At 73.0% G+C, this 20,969-nt stretch carries 22 protein-coding genes and 1 tRNA gene; 10 read left to right on the top strand and 13 right to left on the bottom strand.

What is annotated here, in order from left to right; genetic code table 11:
• Positions 1–36 precede the first annotated feature (36 nt).
• From IOD16_RS00810 to IOD16_RS00770, 9 genes are all read left to right on the top strand, one after another.
• Positions 37–1,200, top strand: a complete 1,164-nt coding sequence (locus tag IOD16_RS00810) for a polysaccharide deacetylase (protein ID WP_201438512.1) — start codon at positions 37–39, stop codon at positions 1,198–1,200.
• A 78-nt stretch (positions 1,201–1,278) separates the two neighbouring features.
• Positions 1,279–1,374, top strand: a complete 96-nt coding sequence (gene pqqA, locus IOD16_RS00805) for a pyrroloquinoline quinone precursor peptide PqqA (protein WP_123744141.1) — start codon at positions 1,279–1,281, stop codon at positions 1,372–1,374.
• Positions 1,375–1,466: 92 nt separating this feature from the next.
• On the top strand, positions 1,467–2,186 hold the full coding sequence (pqqC, locus tag IOD16_RS00800) for a pyrroloquinoline-quinone synthase PqqC (RefSeq protein WP_201438511.1): 720 nt from the start codon (positions 1,467–1,469) through the stop codon (positions 2,184–2,186).
• 11 nt (positions 2,187–2,197) lie between these two features.
• Positions 2,198–2,467 carry a pyrroloquinoline quinone biosynthesis peptide chaperone PqqD gene (gene pqqD, locus IOD16_RS00795; protein ID WP_201438510.1) on the top strand — a complete coding sequence of 90 codons (270 nt, stop codon included), beginning with the start codon at positions 2,198–2,200 and terminating at the stop codon, positions 2,465–2,467.
• Positions 2,460–3,524: a pyrroloquinoline quinone biosynthesis protein PqqE gene (gene pqqE / locus IOD16_RS00790; protein WP_201438509.1), complete on the top strand. Its 1,065-nt coding sequence runs from the start codon at positions 2,460–2,462 to the stop codon at positions 3,522–3,524. Before pqqD ends, pqqE begins: the two co-directional genes overlap by 8 nt.
• Positions 3,521–4,396, top strand: a complete 876-nt coding sequence (gene pqqB / locus IOD16_RS00785) for a pyrroloquinoline quinone biosynthesis protein PqqB (RefSeq protein ID WP_201438508.1) — start codon at positions 3,521–3,523, stop codon at positions 4,394–4,396. Before pqqE ends, pqqB begins: the two co-directional genes overlap by 4 nt.
• 58 nt (positions 4,397–4,454) lie before the next feature.
• Positions 4,455–5,732 (top strand): sensor histidine kinase, encoded by a 1,278-nt coding sequence (locus IOD16_RS00780; protein ID WP_201438507.1) that lies wholly within the window; start codon positions 4,455–4,457, stop codon positions 5,730–5,732.
• Positions 5,684–6,331, top strand: coding sequence for a LuxR C-terminal-related transcriptional regulator (locus IOD16_RS00775; RefSeq protein ID WP_123744146.1), 648 nt, complete (start codon positions 5,684–5,686; stop codon positions 6,329–6,331). Before IOD16_RS00780 ends, IOD16_RS00775 begins: the two co-directional genes overlap by 49 nt.
• Before the next feature lie 53 nt (positions 6,332–6,384).
• Entirely contained in the window at positions 6,385–8,013 is a 1,629-nt protein-coding gene (locus IOD16_RS00770) for a DUF885 domain-containing protein (RefSeq protein ID WP_201438506.1), read from the top strand.
• A 169-nt stretch (positions 8,014–8,182) separates the two neighbouring features.
• Here the strand turns inward: IOD16_RS00770 and IOD16_RS00765 are convergent.
• From IOD16_RS00765 to IOD16_RS00720, 11 genes are all read right to left on the bottom strand, one after another.
• Positions 8,183–8,256: transfer RNA gene (locus IOD16_RS00765), tRNA-Leu, on the bottom strand.
• Positions 8,257–8,343: 87 nt separating this feature from the next.
• Positions 8,344–9,414, bottom strand: a complete 1,071-nt coding sequence (locus IOD16_RS00760) for a SagB family peptide dehydrogenase (RefSeq protein WP_201438505.1) — start codon at positions 9,412–9,414, stop codon at positions 8,344–8,346.
• Complete coding sequence (locus IOD16_RS00755) at positions 9,395–10,513, bottom strand: ATP-grasp domain-containing protein (RefSeq protein ID WP_201438504.1); 1,119 nt, start codon at positions 10,511–10,513, stop codon at positions 9,395–9,397. The genes IOD16_RS00760 and IOD16_RS00755 overlap by 20 nt, the downstream gene beginning before the upstream one ends.
• A gap of 3 nt (positions 10,514–10,516) precedes the next feature.
• A complete protein-coding gene (locus IOD16_RS40820) occupies positions 10,517–10,639 on the bottom strand; it encodes a hypothetical protein (RefSeq protein ID WP_267935188.1) in 123 nt (40 codons plus the stop codon).
• 194 nt (positions 10,640–10,833) lie between these two features.
• A complete protein-coding gene (locus tag IOD16_RS00750; RefSeq protein ID WP_123744150.1) occupies positions 10,834–12,159 on the bottom strand; it encodes an NAD(P)/FAD-dependent oxidoreductase in 1,326 nt (441 codons plus the stop codon).
• 170 nt (positions 12,160–12,329) lie between these two features.
• Complete coding sequence (locus tag IOD16_RS00745) at positions 12,330–12,836, bottom strand: hypothetical protein (protein ID WP_201438503.1); 507 nt, start codon at positions 12,834–12,836, stop codon at positions 12,330–12,332.
• A 159-nt stretch (positions 12,837–12,995) separates the two neighbouring features.
• Complete coding sequence (locus tag IOD16_RS00740; protein WP_201438502.1) at positions 12,996–14,396, bottom strand: DUF58 domain-containing protein; 1,401 nt, start codon at positions 14,394–14,396, stop codon at positions 12,996–12,998.
• Positions 14,393–15,334 (bottom strand): AAA family ATPase, encoded by a 942-nt coding sequence (locus IOD16_RS00735; protein ID WP_123748134.1) that lies wholly within the window; start codon positions 15,332–15,334, stop codon positions 14,393–14,395. Before IOD16_RS00735 ends, IOD16_RS00740 begins: the two co-directional genes overlap by 4 nt.
• 89 nt (positions 15,335–15,423) lie before the next feature.
• The gene (locus tag IOD16_RS00730; RefSeq protein ID WP_201438501.1) at positions 15,424–15,891 is read right to left on the bottom strand and encodes a hypothetical protein; all 468 of its coding nucleotides are present in this window, start codon (positions 15,889–15,891) and stop codon (positions 15,424–15,426) included.
• Complete coding sequence (locus IOD16_RS00725; protein ID WP_201438500.1) at positions 15,888–16,547, bottom strand: DUF4129 domain-containing protein; 660 nt, start codon at positions 16,545–16,547, stop codon at positions 15,888–15,890. Before IOD16_RS00725 ends, IOD16_RS00730 begins: the two co-directional genes overlap by 4 nt.
• A 116-nt stretch (positions 16,548–16,663) precedes the next feature.
• On the bottom strand, positions 16,664–17,392 hold the full coding sequence (locus IOD16_RS00720) for a uracil-DNA glycosylase (RefSeq protein ID WP_201438499.1): 729 nt from the start codon (positions 17,390–17,392) through the stop codon (positions 16,664–16,666).
• A 30-nt stretch (positions 17,393–17,422) separates the two neighbouring features.
• Here IOD16_RS00720 and IOD16_RS00715 point away from each other — a divergent pair, with 30 nt between their 5' ends.
• On the top strand, positions 17,423–18,907 hold the full coding sequence (locus IOD16_RS00715; protein WP_123744155.1) for a S10 family peptidase: 1,485 nt from the start codon (positions 17,423–17,425) through the stop codon (positions 18,905–18,907).
• Positions 18,908–18,997: 90 nt separating this feature from the next.
• Here the strand turns inward: IOD16_RS00715 and IOD16_RS00710 are convergent, their stop codons facing one another.
• Together IOD16_RS00710 and IOD16_RS00705 are read right to left on the bottom strand one after the other, a co-directional pair.
• Complete coding sequence (locus IOD16_RS00710) at positions 18,998–19,993, bottom strand: ABC transporter ATP-binding protein (RefSeq protein WP_201438498.1); 996 nt, start codon at positions 19,991–19,993, stop codon at positions 18,998–19,000.
• Complete coding sequence (locus IOD16_RS00705; RefSeq protein WP_201438497.1) at positions 19,986–20,960, bottom strand: ABC transporter ATP-binding protein; 975 nt, start codon at positions 20,958–20,960, stop codon at positions 19,986–19,988. Before IOD16_RS00705 ends, IOD16_RS00710 begins: the two co-directional genes overlap by 8 nt.
• Between the last annotated feature and the right edge of the window lie 9 nt (positions 20,961–20,969).

Here is a 20,969-nt window from a genome sequence, read left to right as displayed (position 1 = left end):
AGGCAACCTCCGGCTACTTCCCGTCGTCTTGGGGGTGTGAAGCGATGGGGCTGGCTGAGCACGGGCGTCGCGCTGGCACTCACCCTGGTGGTGCTGGCCGTCCTGGGAGCCCGTGAGCCCAGACCGGGGCACGACGTGGGCGACCTGGCCGCACCGCTGCCGATGGCGCCGCGCACGACCAGCAGCAGCAGCGCCGCCACCGCGCCCGCCGTGCCCGCCTCGGCCTCGCCGCCCGCGTGGATGCGGCGCATGCAGCCCGGCGAGAAACCGCCGCAGTTCGTGCTGTTCTCGTTCGACGGCGCCGCGTCCAAGCCGCACTGGGACCGGGTCATGCCGATCGCCAAGCAGGTGAACGCGCACGTCACCGGCCTGCTGTCGGGTGTCTACCTGCTGCCGGACGCCGACGCCGACAACTACACCGGCCCGGGGCACCAGGCGGGCTACTCGTCCATCGGGTTCGGCGGCACCCGCGCGGACGTCGAGCTGCGGATCGGCTACCTCAACGCGGCCATCGACGCGGGGCACGAGATCGGCACGCACTACAACGGCCACTACTGCGTCGGCGACGAGCCGAACGTCGGCAACTGGAACACCGAGCAGTGGAACCGGGAGCTCGACCAGTTCTTCGCGATCCTGGAGAAGGCGCGGCAGCAGGGGTTCAAGCTGGACCCGGCGGCCGTGCGCGGCGGGCGCACGCCGTGCCTGGAGGGGCAGTGGGGCCAGGCGTTCCCGGCCATGCGAGGCCACGGCCTGGCCTACGACACCAGCCACGTGAGCCTCGGCGTGGTGTGGCCGTTCGTGCACGAGGGCCTGTGGGAGTTCCCCATGCCGGAGGTCCGCGTGCCCGCGCTGGGCAAGCAGGTCGTGATGATGGACTTCAACCTCTGGTTCGCGCTCAACGGCGCCAAGGACGAGCCGGACCGGGCCGGCGACTACACCCGGATCGTGCTGGACACGTACCGCTCGGTGCACCAGGCCGCGCTCAACGGCAACCGCGCGCCGATCGTGATCGGCAACCACTTCAACGAGTGGGCGGGCGGCGCGTTCAGCAACGCGGTGGAGGGGTTCCTCGGCGAGGTGTGTGTCAAGCCCGAAACGGTGTGCGCCACCTATACAGAGGTGATCCAGTGGATGCAGTTGCAGGATCCGGTGGTGCTGGAACAGTTGAGGCGCATGCCCGCCGCACGGAACTGGAACTAGCGCGGTAGCCGCCGCAAGCTCTACGGTGGGTTACCGCCGCCCCACGGAGAAGCACCACGCATCCGAGGAGTAGAGCGCATGAGCACCGAGCCCGAGAAGCGCACCTGGGTCAAGCCCGATTTCCGGGACGTCGACACCCCCATGGAAGTCACCGCTTACGCCGCTCGCAGCTGAGCCCGCCACGTCGCGTCCCGCCCGCCGCCGGGTCCGCCGGCCGCGCGTCGGCGGGGCGCGGCGCCCGCGTACCCGAGAGGTGCCCCACCGCTGTGCCCACCCCCGAGACGTCCGGCGCCACGACGTTGACGCCGGCCGAGTTCACCGCGCGCCTGCGCGCCCTGTCACCCCGCTACTGGGACCGCCACCCCTTCCACCTCCGGCTGCACGAGGGCCGGCTGGGCAAGCACGAGCTGCAGCTGTGGGCGGCCAACCGCTGGTACTACCAGCAGGCGATACCGCGCAAGGACGCGGCGATCCTGGCCAACTGCCCGGACGTCGAGGTCCGGCGGGTGTGGCGGGAGCGGATCGTCTGGCACGACGGCGGCGGGCCCGGCGGGGACCGACCCGGAGAAGGCGGGGTGGAGAACTGGCTGCGCCTGGCCGAGGCCGTCGGGCTGACCCGCGAGGAGGTGCTCGACGAGCGGCACGTGCTGCCGGGCGTGCGGTTCGCGGTGGACGCCTACGTGACGTTCGCCCGCACCAGGCCGTGGGTGGAGGCGGTGGCGTCCGGGCTGACCGAGATGTTCTCCCGCGGCCTGATGGCGCGCCGGCTGGTGGACATGCGCGAGCACTACCCGTGGATCGCCGAGGAGGGCTTCGCCTACTTCACCGCCCGGCTCGAGGTGATCGCCGACGACGGGAAGTCCACTGTGGACATCGTGGTGCGCAACTGCCGCACGCGCGAGCAGCAGGAGGCGGCGGTCGCCGCGCTGGCGTTCAAGTGCGACGTGCTGCGAGCGGTGCTGGACGCCGTGGACTACTACTCATGACGGAGCCTGCCATGACGGGTTTGGACGCGGTGCCGCGCCTGCGCCGGGGCGTGAAGACGGCCTACGACGACACCCGGGACAGCCACGTGGTGCTGTTCCCGGAAGGCGTGCTGGTGCTCAACGAGACCGCGGCGGCGGTGGTCGGGCTGTGCGACGGGCGCACGTCCGTCGAGGGCATCGCGCGCCGGCTGGCCGAGGAGTTCGACGGGGTGGAGGCGGACGACGTGGCCGAGCTCGTCGCACGGCTGGTGGCGCGCCGGGTGGTGGACGTCGATGGGTGAGGCGGACGCGCCGTTCGGCCTGCTCGCCGAGCTGACCCACCGGTGCCCGCTGCGCTGCGGGTACTGCTCCAACCCGGTCGACCTGGCCCGCCGCGACGACGAGCTGGACACCGCGCGGTGGCGCGACGTCTTCGACCAGGCGCGCGCGCTGGGCGTGCTCCAGATCCACCTGTCCGGCGGCGAACCGCTGGCGCGCAAGGACTTGCCGGAGCTGGTCGACCACGCGGCCGGGCTCGGCTGCTACGTGAACCTGGTGACGAGCGGCCTCGGCCTGACCCCCGAGCGGCTGGCCGGGCTGCGCGGCGTGGACCACGTGCAGCTGTCCGTGCAGGACGCGGACGAGGCCGGCTCGAACCGGATCGCCGGGGTGAGGGCGTTCGAGGCCAAGCTCCGCGCCGCCGAGGCGGTCCGGGGCGCCGGGCTGCCGCTGACCGTGAACGTGGTGCTGCACCGGCTCAACCTCGACCACGTCGGCGAGATCGTCGCGCTGGCCGAGCGCCTGGGCGCGGACCGGTTGGAGCTGGCCAACACCCAGTACTACGGCTGGGCGCTGCGCAACCGGGCCGCGCTGCTGCCCACGGAGGAGCAGCTGGCGCGGGCCGGCGAGGTGGTGTCCGCCGCGCAGGCCCGGTCGGCGATGGAGATCGTGTACGTGATCGCCGACTACCACGAGGCGCACCCGAAGCCGTGCATGCACGGGTGGGGCGCGCGGCAGCTGACCGTGGCGCCCAACGGCGACGTGCTGCCGTGCCCGGCGGCGGGCGTGATCGACGGGCTCGGCGTGGAGAACGTGAAGGACCGGGCGCTGGCCGACATCTGGCACACCTCGCCCGCGTTCACCGCCTTCCGCGGCTTCGACTGGATGCGCGACCCGTGCCGGTCGTGCGCCCGCCGCGAGCTGGACTTCGGCGGGTGCCGCTGCCAGGCGTTCCAGCTGACCGGCGACGCGTCGGCGACCGACCCGGTGTGCACGCTGTCGCCGCACCGGGGCGTGGTCGACCTGATCCTCGCGGGCGCGCCGGCCGAGGTGGTCGAGCACCGGGGGGTCGTGCGGTGAGGGCCGTGGTGCTCGGCACGGCCGCCGGTGGCGGTGTGCCGCAGTGGAACTGCGCGTGCGGGCCGTGCACGGCGGTGCGGGCCGGCGAGCTGCCCGCGCGCACGCAGGACGCCCTGGCGGTGAGCGGGAACGGCGTGGACTGGTGGCTGGTCAACGCCTCACCGGACATCGGCGCGCAGCTCGCCGCCACCCCCGCGCTCGCGCCCGGTCCCGGCCCGCGGGACACACCCGTGCGCGGCGTGCTGTTCACCGACGCCGAGCTCGACCACACGCTGGGCCTGGCGGTGCTGCGCGGCGCGCCGGGGCTGCGGGTGCACGGGCCCGCGGCCGTGCTGCGCGCGCTCGAACCCACGCGTGCCGTGCTGGCCACCTACGGCGAGTGGTCGTGGCGGCCCGTGGCGGCCGGGCGGGTGTTCGCGCTGACCGGCGGGCTGGAGGTCACCGCGTTCCCGGTGAGCGGCAAGCGACCGCGCTACGCCGCCGGGCCGCCGGCGGCGGAGCACTGGGTGGTGGCCTACCGGTTCCGCGACCCGGCCACCGGCGGGGTGCTGCTGTACGCGCCGTGCCTGGCGTCGTGGCCGGCCGGGTTCGACGAGCTGGTGGCGGAGGCGGACGTGGTGCTGCTCGACGGCACCTTCTACGCGCCGTCGGAGATGGGCGCGGCCACCGGCAGGCCGAGCGGGCAGGCCGCGATGGGCCACCTGCCGATCGCGCACAGCCTGCCGGAGCTGCGCGGGCACCCGGCGACCCGGCGGATCTACACCCACCTCAACAACACCAACCCGGTGCTGGACCCGGCGTCGCCGGAGCACGCGAAGATCACCGAGGCGGGCGTGGAGGTCGTCGCGGACGGCGCCGTGATCGAGCTCTGAGCGCTTTGGGGGGTTAAACCCACCGATTTGCCCGGGGCGAGCCGGAAGAATCCCCGCCATGACGGACCACGACCTGGTGCGCGCCGCCCGTACCCGGCTGACGCAGGCAGGACTGGGGTTGGCCCGGACACCGCTGTGCGTGGCCGGCCTGGCGCTGATCCCGCTGCAGCTCTACACCTACCCGCTGATCCTGGTGACCATCGGCGTGCCCCTGCTGCTGGTGTTCACCGCGCTGAGCCGTCACTACACCGGCTTCTACCGCCGCTGGGCCTCGCGGGTGCTGGAGGTGGAGATCCCGGCGCCGTACCGGACGCCGGCGAACCGGGGCCCGATGACCAGGGTCCGCACCATCGCCACCGACCCGGCGACGTGGCGCGACCTCGCGTTCCTGCCCGTCAACGCGATCGTCGGCGTCCTCTGCGGCGTGCTGCCGGTCGCGTTCTGGATCAACGGCGTGCTCGGGTTCGTGATGCCGGCGATCTGGCTGGACCGGGGCGACGTCGAGTACGTGCTGGTCGACCGCGACACCCCGGGCAACTTCGTGTTCGCGCCGCTGCTCGGCATCGCCTTCCTGGTGCTGGCGTGGTGGGCCACGCCCCGCGCCGCCCGGCTGCACGCGACCGTCGCCCGGTCGATGCTCGCGCCCGGCGCCACCGCCGCCCTCACCGACCGGGTGCGCGTGCTGGCCGACTCGCGGGCCGACACCGTCGACGCGCAGGCCGCCGAGCTGCGCCGGATCGAACGGGACCTGCACGACGGCGCGCAGGCCAGGCTGGTCGCGCTCGGGCTGAGCCTCGGCATGGCCGAGGAGCTGCTGGCCCGCGACCCGCGGGCGGCGCAGGAGCTGCTGGCCGAGGCGCGCCAGTCCTCCACCCAGGCGCTGGCGGAGCTGCGGGACCTGGTGCGCGGCATCCACCCGCCGGTGCTGGCCGACCGGGGGCTGGACGGGGCGCTGCGCGCGTTGGCGCTGGCCCACCCGCTGCCGGTGGAGGTGGACCTGGACCTGGCGGGCCGGCCGGAGGCGCCGGTCGAGTCGGCCGCGTACTTCGCGGTGGCCGAGACGTTGACGAACGTGGCCAAGCACAGCGGCGCGACCGACGCGTGGGTGCGGGTGCGGCACGACGACGGCCGGTTGTCGCTGATGATCGGGGACAACGGGCGGGGCGGCGCGGAGCCGTCGGAGAACGGCGGCCTGCGCGGGATCGAGCGCCGGCTGGCCGCGTTCGACGGCACACTCGGCATCGCGAGCCCGGTGGGCGGGCCGACCATCGTGACCATGGAGCTGCCGTGCGAGTTGTCCTCGGTGAAGACCTCGTCCTCCTCCGGGACGGGCTGATCCGGCTCCTGAAGGCCTACGACTTCGACGTGGTGGAGGCGGTCGACTCCGGTCCCGCCCTGCTCAAGGCCCTGGTCGACCACCGCCCGGACGTGGCGGTGGTCGACGTCCGCCTGCCGCCCACGTTCACCGACGAGGGCCTGCGCGCCGCGATCGAGGCCCGCAAGCGGGTGCCGGGCCTGCCGGTCCTGGTGCTCTCGCAGTACGTGGAGCAGCTCTACGCGCGCGAACTGCTGTCCGACCGGGGCGGGGCGGTGGGTTACCTGCTCAAGGACCGCGTGTCGGACGTGAAGCAGTTCGTGAGCGCCATTCGCCGGGTCGCCGGCGGCGGCACCGCGATGGATCCCGAGGTCATCGACCAACTGCTCGCGCGCGGCGCGCGGGACCAGCCGCTGACCACGTTGACCCCGCGTGAGCGGGAAGTGCTGTCGCTGATGGCGGAGGGCCGTTCCAACGGCGCGATCGCCGGCCGGCTGTTCGTCACCGAGAAAGCCGTCGGCAAACACATCGCGAACATCTTCGGCAAGTTGGACCTGCCGATGTCCGAGGACGACAACCGGCGCGTGCTCGCCGTGCTGGCGTATTTGGACCGGGTGTAAATCGTTTCTTAGGCTAAGTACCATCTTGGTTTCACGACGACCAGGGGGTGCGCATGGGCACGACGGCGGAGTTGGCCGACGAACTGCTCGACCTGATGTTCTCGCGGGGGCCGTTGGGCGCGACCGTCTACGGCGTGCCGGGATACGACCACCTGCTCGCCGACCACCGGGCGGAGACCGAGGAATCCACCCGGGCTCGGGCTCTCGACATCGCCGACCGGGCGCGCGCTCTGCCCGCGGACGACGACCCGGTGACGCGCGCGGTGGTCATCCAGCAGGCCGAGGCGGTCGTGGACGAGATCGACGCGCTGGGCGTCGAGTACACGATCACCGACTCGTTCTTCGCGCCGGCGGGCGAGGTGCTCGCGGTCATGCCGACGACCGTGCTGTCCGGCCCCGAGTCCGAGCGGGCCTACCTGGACCGGCTCGCCGCGGTGCCCGACTTCCTGCGCCGGATCGCCGAGCGGCAGCTCGCGGGCGCGGCGGCCGGCCGCACGCCCGTCCAGCACCTCGTGGACGCCGCCGTGGCGCACCTGGACCGCTACCTCGCGGCCGACGAGGACCCGCTGGCCCGACCGGCGGGCAGCGAGGCGTTCGACGCCGAGCGGGCACGCCTGCTGGCCGACGTGGTGCGGCCCGCGTTCGCCGCCTACCGGGACGTGGTGGCGGGCATCCAGGGCCGCCCGGACGACCGGGTGGGCCTGGGGTGGCTGCCCGGCGGCGAGACGGCGTACGCGGCGCTCACGCGGGTCCAGACGACGACCGACCGCACGCCCGAGGAGCTGCACCAGACCGGCCTGGACGTGATGGCCGGCCTGGCCGCCGAGTACGCCGAGCTGGGCCGCCGCGTGTTCGGCACGTCCGACGTGGCCGAGGTGCTGGAGCGGATGCGCACCGACCCGGCCCTGCGCTGGAGCACCGAGGACGAGCTGATCACCGCCGCCCGCGAGGCCGTGACCAGGGCGGAGCAGGCCGCGCCGCGCTGGTTCGGCCGGGTGCCCGAGCAGCGCTGCCGGGTCGAGCCGGTGCCCGCCGCCGACGCGCCGGGCGCGCCGATCGCCTACTACTCGCCGCCGACCCCGGACGGGCTGCGGCCGGGCACGTACTACGCGAACACCCACCGGGTCGAGGAGCGGTTCCGCTACCAGGCCGAGGCGATCGCGTTCCACGAGGCCGTGCCGGGGCACCACTTCCAGATCACGCTGGCGCAGCAGCTCACCGAGCTGCCGGTGCTGCGCCGCGTCGCGCACGTCACCGCGTACCTGGAGGGCTGGGGCCTCTACACCGAGCGGCTGGCCGACGAGATGGGCCTGTACTCCGGCGACGTGGCGCGGCTCGGGATGCTGGCGATGGACTCGATGCGCGCCGGGCGGCTCGTGGTGGACACCGGCCTGCACGCGCACGGGTGGAGCCGCGCGCGGGCCGTCGAGTACCTGCGCGAGAACACGCCGCTGGCGCTGGTGGAGATCGAGAACGAGGTCGACCGCTACATCGCCGCGCCCGGCCAGGCGCTGGCCTACATGGTCGGCCGGCTGGAGATCCTGCGGCTGCGGGCGGCGGCCGAGGAGGCGCTGGGCGAGCGCTTCGACATCCGCGCGTTCCACGACCTGCTGCTCGGCGGCGGACCGCTGCCGCTGGCGGTGTTGGGCGAAGTGGTCGCGGAATGGATCCGCGACCGCTGAACTCGCGCGAGTCATCCGATCGGACCTCGCGACTCGTCCGATGCGGTATGCCGTTCACGGCAACCGCATCGCGTTCGCGGGGCCCGATCGGGTGACTCCAGGCTGACCGGCACGACGCACCGTTTTGGGTTCACCCGGCAGATGGGTGAGGTCTCTGTGGCGCCGAACGTGCCCCCGACGGGATTCGAACCCGTACTGTGACTCTTTTAAGGAGCCTGCCTCTACCGGTTGGGCTACGGGGGCAGCGGGGAGCCTAAGCGGTTACCGAGCGTTCGTGGGGCTACTTCAGAAGAAGTCGCCCGCACGGCTCAATGCGATCCGCTATTGCGCTCATTCGGGTAATGGCCCCAAGGCGCTCAGACCGAGTACGACTTCGTGATAAGCGTCACAGCCGAGTGCTTGTTCGACGAGCTCATCCCGCAATGCTGCGGTGAAGCCGATACCAAAACCCATTGCCGTAGCAACCAGATAAGCCGTCTGGGACAGGTGCCCTACGTCTATTTGCACAACGCGGTAAGCACGTGACGTGTCGTAACGCCATCTAGTCCGTTCGAGTACTCCCGTGTACGCGAGGACCAGCGGCGCCTGCCCGACCCAGTCCTGGTCCCCCGCCGCCGCGGTCATCTCGGCCGGCCCCCACGTCACCCCGATGGGCTCCAGCGCGTGCGCGAGCCCGTCGTAGTGGTACCAGCCCGGCTCCAGCGCCTCGACGCCGCGCACGTGCGCGTACAGCTCCACCGGGTGCCGCCCGCCGCCGGACGGGCTGGTCTTGAACACCGTGCCGGACCGCCCGATCCGCGGCCGCGCCGGCGACGGGCCGGCCAGCACCGCCAGCAGCTCGGCGACCCGCGTCAACGACAGCGGCCCCGACCCGAACTCGCGGGACGTGCGCCGGGTCAGCAGCACGTCGAGCAGCCCCGCCGACGCCCACTTCGACGTGCCGTCCAGGCGCGGCAGCAGCACGGCGGTGCGCCCGAGGCTGCGGAACGGCGCGGGCGGCGGCTGGGCGTCGAGCTTGGCGTCCAGCACCGCGTCGTGCTCCTCCGAGCGCTGGTACGGCGCGTCGGCGAGCGTGCGGCTGGCGAAGTGGAAGTGCCGGGCCGACGCGCCCCAGTCGCCCCACGCGGCGAGCAGCCGCCGTTCCCGCTCGTGCTCGGGCGAGCCCTCGACGATCAGCACGCCGGCCTCGACCAGCTCGTCCAGCACCTTGCGCAGCGCCGCCCGGTCGCCCTCGGCCAACGGCGCGAGCAGCGCGTCGACGTCGGTGAACTCGGTGAACTTGCGGCACAGCAGCTCGGCGGTCTCGCTGATGGCGAACTGGCGGTGGTGCAGGTAGTCGTCCCACACCACGGCGCCGCCGGAGTAGAACAGCGTCGCGTGCTCAGCGACCTTTGCCCGCACCCAGCAGCTCCTTGAAGCGCGCCGCCACCCACTCGTGCACGGCGTCGGACACCCGCGAGTCCCGCGCCCGGTGCTCGAACCACCGCCAGTCGCAGTTGACGTTGACCTCCAGGAACACGTGGTCCCCGCCGGAGACGAGCAAGTCGAACGCGGCCACCTGGAGCCGCCAGTGCCTGGCCAGCGCGAGCAGCCGGTCGGTCAGCCCGCTCGGCACGTCGACGGGCGTGACGCGGACCGCCTCGGGGTCGACCCACAGCTGCGCCGGGTCGAGCTTGTCGACCTGGAACGCCAGGCACTGCTCGCCGACCACGAACACGCGCAGCTCGGTGTCCGACGGCACGTACTCCTGCACGATCACCGGCGCGGACTCGGGCACGTCACCGGCGCGGCTGGTCTCCAGCGGGCGCGGGAACAGGCCGTGCTGCATGCCGGGGCGCGGTTCCAGCAGGTGCCTGCCGGAGGTCTTGACGATGCACCGCCCGCCGCCGGGCCGGGTGCGGCCCGGTCGGGTGGTGACCGTGGTGCGCGGCACCGCCAGGCCGAAGGCGGAGGCGTCCGCGAGCTGGGTGAGCCGGTTGAGGTGCGAGGTGTTGCGGTTGGGGTTGACGTGCGCCCAGTCGCCGCGGCTGGACAGCCAGTCGGCGACCGCGCCCCACTGGTCGACGGCGTACGCGCCGGCCAGCGTGCCGGGTTCCAGCGGCAGCGCGGTCAGCTCGAAGTGCCTGCGCCACACCAGCAGCGGGCGCAGCAGCCAGCGGTCGAGCTCCAGCAGCGGCTGGTCGGTGTAGACGGTCAGCGGCAGGTCGACGGAGCGGTCGGCGTCGATGCGGGCCATCCGGATGCCGCGTTCGGCGAGCGCGATGGAGAGCTCGTTCATCTCCATGTCGGCGGCCCGGGCGAGGACCAGCACGCAGGGCACGGGGCTGCCGTCGCCCTCGTCCACCATGCCGAGGCGGTGCACCTGCTCCTGGAAGTCCAGGCACTTGGGTTGCGACCGGAAGAGGTAGTCCTGGCCTTGGAGCAACAGCGGGGTGGGTTTCGCCGGTCTGGCGGCCTCGGGTGGGGGGACGGTCTCGTTCCCCCACCCGGAGACGGTCATGACTCAGTCGTCTTTCTTGCTGCAAAAACGCTTTTCGGCGGTGGCGTACTCCGCGGAGTACTCCGCCAGCGCACGATCCTCGATCTCACCGCGGCGAAGCTGTGCGGCCAGCTCCTCGAGAGACATCGCGGTCACCTCTCTCCCACTGATGCATCACACATTCAGGCGATACACCAGCTGTATTCTCGGGTTCACGTTACGCAATGTCAAGGCGACGCGCGGCCCGTTAGCCCGTCTGGGGGCTCAAGTGAGAACACTGCTCCGGACGGAGCCGCGCCCGCCGCGACCGAACGGCGCAGCGGGCACGGATCCGTTCGCGCTCAGCTCTTGGTGGCCCGGTCGAACTCGGCCTTCGGCTCGTGGATCTGGCCGAGGGCGACGACCTCGCGACCCGAGAACAGCGCCTGCGTCCAGTCCACGAACACCCGGAACTTGCGGTTGACCGTGGGCATGAACATCACGTGGTAGCTGCGGTGCATGAACCAGGCGACGACACCCTTGAAGCGCAGGCCGAACACGTCGGCCACACCCTTGTAGAGGCCGAGGCCGGCGACCGAGCCCAGGTACTTGTGCTCGTAGTCCGTCGGCTGCTTGCCGCGCAGGCTGGCGACGATGTTCTTGGCCAGCAGCTTCGACTGCCGGATGGCGTGCTGCGCGTTGGGCACGCAGGTCGCCGTCGGGTCCTCCTCGGTGCGCGAGAGGTCCGGCACGGCCGAGCAGTCGCCCGCGGCCCAGACGCCTGGCAGGCCGACGACCTGCATCGCCGCCGTGCACCGGACCCGGCCGCGCTCGTCGAGCGGCAGGTCGGTGTCGCGCAGCATCGGGTTGGCCTTCATGCCCGCGGTCCAGATGATGGTGTCCGAGTCGAACTCGGTGCCGTCGTCCAGGACGACGTGGCCGCCCTCCATGCTCTTGACGCGCGTGTCGAGGTAGCACTTGATGCCGCGCTTCTCGAGCTGCTCGACGGTGTAGACGCCGAGCCGCGCGCTCACCTCCGGCATGATCCGGCCGGTGGCCTCGACCAGCACCCAGTGCATGTCGGACTGCTTGAGGCCCTCGTAGTACCGCAGCGCGTAGCGGGCCATGTCCTCCAGCTCCGCCAGCGTCTCGATGCCCGCGAAGCCGCCGCCGATGACGACGAAGCTCAGCAGCCGCTTGCGCAGCTCCGGGTCGTTCGTGCTGGCGGCCTGGTCGAGCCGCGACAGCACGTGGTTGCGCAGGTAGATGGCCTCGCCGATGGTCTTCATGCCGATGCCGACCTCGGGCAGGCCCGGGATGGGCAGCGTGCGCGAGATCGCGCCCAGCGCCGAGACGAGCACGTCGTACTCGTACTCCTCGACGTGGCCGTCGGCGAGCTCGACCGTGACGGCCTTGCGCGCGTGCTCGATGCGGGTGGCGCGGCCGGTGACGACGTGGCACCGCTTGAGGACCTTGCGCAGCGGCACGACGACGTGGCGCGGCTCGATGGAACCGGCCGCCGCCTCGGGGAGGAACGGCTGGTAGGTCATGTGCGGCTGGGGGTCGATCACCGTGACGGACGCCTCGCCGGAACGCAGCTTCTTCTGCAAGCCCAGCGCGGTGTACATGCCGACGTACCCACCGCCGACGATCACGATCCGTGTGGGTTGCGACTTCACAGCAGCCATACACACATGGTCGCACCGGGTGGGGCTTTCCGGCGCATCGAGCGGGCCCGTTGTGACCACAGTCGCCGCGTGATTGGCGACACGCAGCCGCTGACCTGCACGGCAGGGTGAACGTGCTGAGAGGAACGATCCAGACGGTCAGCTCGCGCTGAGCCCGGAGGGTGCGTTTCTCAGCCTTTCCGGCGCATCAGGAGGACCGTTCCGACCACCAGCCCGACCGCGCAGACGAGGCCGACGACCTCGACCGCCGCGTCCGTTCGGCCGCCCGGCAACAGGAGTACCACGACCCCGAAGGCGAGCACGGAGAGTTGCACGGCGACGAACCTCTTCGCCGGCGCCTTCAGGGCAACCGGGTGAATGCGTGACCCGATCGGGAGGACGGCGGCGTAGGCGGACAGGACGTGCAGCAGGTGCAGGAGCACGACCAGCACGAACACGCCGGGCCACGACGGCTCGTCGGTCGCGAACACCATCGCCGCCGCCGGGTAACCGATGATCAGCGCGACCGCGGCCGACGCCGGTATCGCCGCCGCCGCGAGGACCAGCGCCCCGTAGAGGGCGAGCGCGGGCCAGTCGACCCCGTTCAGCGCGAGGACCCACGCCGCACCGGCCGCGACGACCACGATCGACGCCCGCAGCACCCACCCCGGCAGGCCCACGCCCAGCTCAGCGCGCACCGCTCCCCCGTCCTGAGCGTTCAACTCGGGTGTTCCGAACGTAGGACACGCCTGTTCCGGGCGTAGGACACGCGCGGCGTGAAGGTACGACTCCCGCGCGAGTCCTACGTTCGGAACGCGAGAGTCCAACGTTCAGGCACCCCGAGTTGAACGCTCGCGTCATCGGGACACCCGCCTGGCGTTCCGGGCGGCACGCAGCACGCCCGCGATCGGCGCGCCCCACGGCAGCACGGCCACACCGTGCTGCCGCATCGCCTCCAGCCGCACGTCGTGCTCCAACCGGATCACCTTGAGCGCGCTCTCACCCCACGGCGTCCCGGGGTCGGCGCGCAACCGCGACGGCAGCACGTCCACCGCGAGCACCAGGTTGCCCCGCCGCGCGGCGTGCACGGCCAGCTCCACCACCTCGGCGTCCAGGAACGGCGACAGCACCACCACCAGCGCGCCGTGCGGCACCTGCTCGGGCCGCAGCACGGGCCGCTGCGCCCACCCGGCGGACCGCGCGCACACCACGAGCTGGTTGCGCAGCCGCAGCAGCTGCCGCCGCCCCGCGCCCGGCCGGGCCCCGAGCTGCGGCCGGCCGAGGTCGACCAGCCCGACCCGGTCGCCCTGCCGCAGGTAGCCCGCCGCCAACGACGCCGCCGCCCGCACGGCCAGGTCGAGGCTGCCGCCGGGCCGGACCGTCGTGCCGCGCGACGTCAACGACCACTCGCCGAGCGTCCGGCCGGACACCAGGCCCGGCGCCGCCCGCGCCGGCGCCGACCAGTCGCCCAGCTCCACGCCCACGTCGTGCCGCGTGTCCAGCGCCAGCACGACGTCCGCGTCCGCCTCCGCGTGGTGCTCGCGGACGTGCAGGTTCGTGCCCTCCGCCGAGCCGGCCATGCCGGAGGCCCGCAACGACACCCGCCAGTCGATCCGCCGCAGCCGGTCGCCCGGCTGGAACGCCCGGATGTCGCGCAGCTCCACCGAGTCGCCCGGCCGCCGCGCCCGGTGCGCGCCGACCAGGCCGACGGCCCGCGCGGGCAGCAACCCGGCGGGCAGCGCCTCGACCGGCGGCAGGATCACCCGGCCGCGCTCGGGCGCCGTCACCGGGCCGAGCACGAACAACGCGTCCGGCCCCGCCACCAGGTGGTCCGGCCGCAGGTCGACGCCCTCGCCCCACGCGTCGCGCCGCAGCACGACCTCGATCTCCCGCGCCGACGCGGGCAGCAGGTGCACCGGGCCGATGCCCTCGCCGACCCCGGGCAGCCGGATCGCCATCACCTCGGCGCCCAGCCCCGGGTCGACCTCCACCACCGACTTGGCCGCGCCGATCTCACCGGTGCGCGGCAGCCCCCGCACCCGCACCTCCGGCGTGCCGACGACCGGCGTGACCAGGGCCAGCAGCGTCGAGAGGAGCAGCGGCGCGCCGAGCAGGACCAGCTCCACCTCGTGCAGCAGGCCGCCGAGCACCACCATCCCGATGCCCAGCGCGAGGCCGCGCACCAACGCGTCGGTGGGGTGCCAGCGCGCGCCGCGCCCGCTGGTGAACGCCTCGCGCAGCCGTTCCGCCCGGTTCACGAGCGGCTGCTCGCGGGACCTGCCACCCGGCCCAGCAGCTCGGTCACGACCTCGACGCCGGTGACGCCGGACGTCCACGTCTCCGGGCGCAGCGTGAGCCGGTGCGCGAGGGCGGGCACGGCGCACTCCTTGACGTCCTCGGGCAGCACGAAGTCCCTCCCGTCCAGCACCGCCAGCGCCCGCCCGACCAGCACCAGCGCCTGCGCGCCGCGGGGTGACGCGCCGACCTCGACGGCCGGGTGCGCGCGGGTCGCGGACGCCAGGTCCACGCAGTACCGCAGCACGTCGTCGTCCACCGACACCTGCTCGACGCCGTGCTGCAACCGGCGCAGCCGGGCCGCGTCCAGCACGGGCTCGACCTCGGTCTCCTCGCGCTGCCGGGTGAGCCTGCGGCGCAGCACCTCGACCTCCTCGGCGGGCGGCGGGTAGCCGATGTCCAGCCGCAGCAGGAACCGGTCCAGCTGCGCCTCCGGCAGCGGGTAGGTGCCCTCGTACTCCACCGGGTTCGCGGTCGCCAGCACGTGGAACGGGCGGGGCAGCGCGAACGTGCGGCCCTCGACCGTGACCTGGCGCTCCTGCATGGCCTCCAGCAGCGCGGACTGCGTCTTCGGCGGGGTGCGGTTGATCTCGTCGGCCAGCAGCAGACCGGTGAACAGCGGTCCTTCGCGGAAGGTGAACTCGCGGTCGCCCGGGTTGTAGAGGAACGAGCCGGTGACGTCGGCGGGCAGCAGGTCGGGCGTGCACTGCAGGCGCTTGAAGTCCAGCTTCAACGCCTGCGCCAGCGACCGCGCCATCAGCGTCTTGCCCAGGCCCGGCACGTCCTCCAGCAGCACGTGCCCGCCGGCGAGGATCGCCGCCAGCGCCAGCCGCAACGACCGCTGCCGACCGACGACGACCGTGCCCACCGCGGCCAGCACCGCCTTCGCCTCGGCGGCGATCGCCTCGACGCCCGCCCCGCCGGAGGCGGCTGCCTCGTCCGAGGCGGCTGCTTCGTCCGAGGCGGCCGGGGCGCTTGGTTCGTCCGGGGTCACAGGTTCTCCAGGAGGTCGGCGAGCTTCGACGGCTCGGGCAGCGGCGCTGTCGGGTCGGTGAGCAGGCGGTGCAGGTCGGCGCCGAGCACGTCGCGGGCTTTCGGGTGGCGCAGGTCGGGGATGCCGTGCACCTGCCGCAACCGTGCCTCGGCGAGCCGGCGCAGCCGGGGCTGGACCCGGGTGACGAACCGGTCCTGGTCGACGGCGGCCTCGGCGAGCCGGCTGGCGAGCGTGCTGGCCTGCACGGACGTGGCGGTGGAGAGGGTGGCGGGCTGCTGCGCCCACACGACGTCCGTCGCGCGCGGCAGGCGTGCGACGAGCAGCGTCAACCCGCCGACGGGCAGGGCGAGCGCCACCGCCCACAGCCACGGCGCGCCCACGCGGGTCAGGACGAACGCGGTGCCGGCCGCGACCGCCGCCGCCAGCGCGACCGCGCGTCCCAAGCCGCCGACGAGCGGGTTCACCGCAGGTCCCGCACGATGTGCTCCAACGCCTCGGTGGCCGTGCGGGCGTCGGCCGCGGTGACCTCCGCCGTGCCGAACCGGGCCCGCTGGTAGACGCGGCGCAACGTGCCCGCCGCGTGCTCGTCCACGCGGTAGCGGCGCAGCAGGTCGCCGGTGAACTCGGTGGCCGTCTGGTGGCCCTGGCGCGGCACGCCGCTGTCCTGCGCGGCCCGTTCGAGGGAGAGCCAGGCGGCGATCACCGCGTCGCCCGGCGGGCCGTTGGCGTGGTCGCGCAGCTCTTCGAGGGCCTCGGCGGCCCGGCGGACGAGGATCGGCGGCGGGGTCGCGTGCTCCTCGGGCAGGTCGGGCGCGTCGACCGCGACCCCCCGCCCCCGCCGCCGTCGACGCCGGAAGACGCCGAGCGAGACGAGCAACCAGACCACGCCGATGACCGCGACCGCGATCAGGACGATCAGGACGACGAGCAGCGAACCGGCTGTCGCGGAGCCGTCGACCTCGTTGTCCAGCGGCGGGCGCGACTCGGGTGTCAGCGCCACGGCCTCGTCGTCGCCGGTCGGGCGGTCCTGGTAGCGCACGGGCGACGTCCCGCGTGCCGCGAGCGCGATGAGGACGAGCGCGGACCCGATCGCGAGGACGAGCGCGAGCCGGGGCTTCATGGACCAAGGATGCCTGGCGCCTCCCCGCGGCGCGGCCGGTTTGGCCGGAAACACGGCCATCCGGACCGCCCGCACGACCGCCTCGACCACGCACTGCACGCCGTCGTTCCCGGCGATCACGCAGTGGGCCCGGCTCCCCCTGGTCGGAGCACCCCCGCCGCGGTGCCGGCGGCGCGCAGCACGTCCTGGAGCATCGGTTGGGTCAGCCTGCCCGTGAACGTGTTGTGCGGGCTCACGTGGTAGCAGCCGAGCAGGTGCAGCGGCTCGCCTTCGTCGCGCGCGGGCAGGGTGAGGTGGACGCCGTGGCCGAAGGCCGGGCGCGGGCGGGGCACCTGCCACCACGCGGCCAGCGCCGGCAGCGCGGCCTGCCAGCCGAACGCGCCCAGCACGAGCACCGCGCGCAACGTCGGCCGCAGCAGTTCCAGCTCGCGGACCAGCCACGGGCGGCAGTTGTCGCGTTCCGCCGGGGTCGGCTTGTTCTCCGGCGGCGCGCACTTCACCGGGGCCGTGATGCGGGTGCCGACCAGCTCCAAGCCGTCGCCGACGTGCGTGGCCGTCGGCTGGGTCGCCAGGCCCGCCGCGTGCATCGCCGCGTACAGGAAGTCACCCGAGCGGTCGCCGGTGAACATGCGGCCGGTGCGGTTGGCGCCGTGCGCGGCCGGGGCCAGGCCGATGACCGCCAGCGACGCGTCCGCCGGCCCGAACCCGGGCACCGGGCGCCCCCAGTACTCCTGGTCGCGGAACGCCGCCCGCTTGACCCGCGCCACCTCCTCGCGCCACGCCACCAGCCGCGGGCACGCCCGGCAACTGGTAACCCGTTCGTCAAGAGCGGAAAGCGGGAGCACTGGCGGCGACTCCGATCGTAGAGTTCGACCATGACCGACAAGGACACCGGCGACGAGCGGGCCGCCCAGGACGACGGCGGCGGGACGGACCTCCCCGCCGACGACCTCGTCACCACCCAGCACAGCATCACCGTCAAGCGGCGCAAGCTGAACTACACCACGACCACCGGTCGGGTGGTGCTGCGCCAGGAGGTGCTGACCGAGGGCAAGTTCGACGGGCACCTGCCGAAGGCCGAGGTCTTCGTCACCGCGTACACGCTGGACGGCGCGGACCCGGCGAAGCGGCCGGTGACGTTCGCGTTCAACGGCGGTCCCGGCTCGTCCAGCGTGTGGCTGCACCTGGGCCTGCTCGGACCGCGCCGGGTCGTGTCCGGCGACGTCGGCGACCTCACGCCGCCGCCCTACGACCTGGTCGACAACACCGAGACGCTGCTCGCGCACAGCGACCTGGTGTTCATCGACCCGGTGTCGACCGGCTACTCGCGGGCGGTGAAGGGCGAGAAGCCCGGCCAGTACCACGGCTTCCAGGGCGACCTGGAGTCGGTCGGCGAGGTGATCCGCCTGTGGACCTCGCGCAACGGGCGGTGGATGTCGCCGAAGTTCCTGGCCGGCGAGTCGTACGGGACGACCCGCGCGGCGGGCCTGGCCGACTACCTCCAGTCGCGGTACGGCATGTACCTCAACGGGCTGATGCTGATCTCGTCGGTGCTGGACTTCACCACGCTGGACTTCAGCGAGGGCAACGACCTGCCGCACACGCTGTTCCTGCCCACGTACGCGGCGATCGCGCACTACCACGGGCTGCACGGCGACCGTCCGCTGGAGGACGTGCTGTCCGACGCGGAGGACTTCGCGTCCCGCGACTACCCGTGGGCGCTGGCGCGCGGCAACCGGCTGTCCGCCGAGGAGCGCGCGGCGACGGTGACGCGGCTGGCCGGGCTGACCGGGCTCAGCGAGGACTACGTGGACCGGGTGGACCTGCGGGTCGAGCACGTGCGGTTCTTCACCGAGCTGCTGCGGTCCGAGCGCAAGGTCGTCGGCCGGCTGGACTCGCGGTTCACCGGCGCGGACGCCGACTACGGCCGCGAGCACTTCAGCGAGGACCCGTCGTACTCGGCGATCCTGGGCCCGTACACGGCGGCGCTGAACCACTACGTGCGGGCGGAGCTGGAGTACGAGAACGACCTGCCGTACGAGATCCTGACGATGAACGTGCGGCCGTGGTCGTACAAGGAGTTCGAGGGCACGCACGTGACGGTGGCGGACAAGCTGTCGTCGGCGATGCGCGCCAACCCGCACCTGAAGGTGCACGTCGCGTACGGCTACCTGGACGGCGCGACGCCGTACTACGCGGCCGAGCACGTGGTGGCGCACCTGCGGATCCCCCAGGAGCTGCACGCCAACATCGAAGCCGCGTACTACCCCGCCGGCCACATGATGTACGTCAACGAGGAAAGCCGGTTGCAGCAGTCGAAGGACCTGGCCGACTTCGTCCAGTCGGCCTCGAACCGCTAGCCCGACCCCCGCCGCGGGCCGGGTTCGAGCGGTCCGCGGCGGGTCGGGTCAGGTCGGGGTCGGGGCAGGTCGGGGCGGGGTCGGGGCAGGTCAGGGCACCACGTGCCGTTCCTCGGCGAAGTGGCAGGCGCTCGGGTGGGCGCCGACGCGCGTGACGAGCGCCGGTTCCTCGGTCGCGCACACGTCCCGCGCCTTCCAGCACCTCGTGCGGAACCGGCAGCCGGAGGGCGGGTTCAGCGGTGACGGCACGTCGCCGGTCAGGCGGATCACGTCGCGGCGACCGCGCAGGGCCGGGTCCGCCACCGGCACGGCCGACAGCAGCGCCTGCGTGTACGGGTGCGTCGGGTGCTGGTAGATCTGCTCCTCCGTGCCGATCTCGACGATCTTGCCGAGGTACATCACGGCCACCCGGTCGGACAGGTGCCGCACCACCGACAGGTCGTGCGCGATGAACACGTAGGCCAGCCCGAACTCGCCCTGCAACCGTGCCAGCAGGTTCATCACCTGCGCCTGGATCGACACGTCCAGGGCCGACACCGGCTCGTCGCACACGATGACCTTCGGCCGCAGCGCCAGCGCCCGGGCGATGCCGATCCGCTGCCGCTGCCCGCCGGAGAACTGGTGCGGGTACCGGTTGAGGTGCTCCGGGTTCAGCCCGACGACGTCCAGCAGCTCCCGCACCCGCCCGGCCCGCGAGCCGCGCGGCGCGACCTCCGGGTGGATCTCGAACGGCTCGCCGACGATGTCGCCCACGGTCATCCGCGGGTTCAGCGAGGTGTACGGGTCCTGCAGCACGATCTGCATGTCCCGCCGCCACCGCCGCAGCGCCGCGCCGCGCAGGGAGAACACCGGTTCGCCCTCGAACAGCACCGTGCCCGACGTCGGCGGCTCCAGCCTCATCAGCACCTGCGCCAACGTGGACTTGCCGCACCCGGACTCGCCGACCACGCCCAGCGTCTCCCCCGCGCGCAGCGAGAACGACACGCCGTCCACCGCGCGCACCTGTCCCACGGTCCGCCGGAACACCACCCCGCGCGTCACGGCGAAGTGCTTCACCAGGTCGCGCACCTCCAACAGCTCAGCCACCGACGACCTCCTCCGCGAAGTGGCACGCGCTGGTCCGCCCGAGCCCGAGCCGCACGTCCTCCGGCACGACGGCCGCGCACACGGCCTCCGCGCGGGGGCACCGGGGGTGGAACGGGCAGCCCGACGGGATGCGCAGCAGGCTCGGCGGCAGCCCGCGGATCGTCTCCAGCGCGGCGCCCTTCGAGTCGAGCCGGGGCAGCGACCGCATCAACGCCGCCGTGTACGGGTGGCCGGGCGAGCGGAACAGCGACACCGCGTCCGCCTGCTCCACGATCCGCCCCGCGTACATCACCACGATCCGGTCGGCCACCTCGGCGACCACGCCCAGGTCGTGCGTGATCAGCACCAGCCCCATCCGCCGCTCGCGCTGGATCTCCGCCAGCAGGTCCATGATCTGCGCCTGCACGGTCACGTCCAGCGCCGTGGTCGGCTCGTCCGCGATCAGCACCTCGGGGTCGAGGGCCAGCGCCATCGCGATCATCGCCCGCTGCCGCATGCCGCCGGAGAACTGGTGCGGGTACTCGCGGACCCGCTGCCGGGCCGCCGGTATGCGCACCAGGTCGAGCAGCTCGATCGCCCGCGCCCGCGCCTGCGACCGGCTCATCCCGCGCCGCAGCCGCAGTTGCTCCTCGATCTGGAAACCGACCGTGAACACCGGGTTCAGCGCCGACAACGCGTCCTGGAAGATCATCGCCACGCCCTCGGCGCGGACCGCGCGCCGCCGCTCGGCCGACGCGGACAGCAGCTCCTCGCCGTGGAACCGCACCGAGCCGCCCGTGACGAACGCGGGCGGGGTGTCCAGGATGCCCATGATCGTCTGGGCGGTGACGCTCTTGCCCGACCCGGACTCGCCGAGCACGGCCAGCGTCTCGCCCGCCGACACGTGGTAGCTCACGCCGTTGAGCACGCGCGCCACCCCGTCCCGCGTGCGGAACTCCACGTGCAGGTCCTCGACCTCCAGCAGCATGATCCCCTC

The organism is Saccharothrix sp. 6-C (genome assembly GCF_016695385.1).
Classification (GTDB): Bacteria; Actinomycetota; Actinomycetes; order Mycobacteriales; family Pseudonocardiaceae; genus Actinosynnema; species Actinosynnema texasense.
Note: the sequence above shows the minus strand (reverse complement) of the source record. Positions and strands in the feature narration are given on the sequence as shown.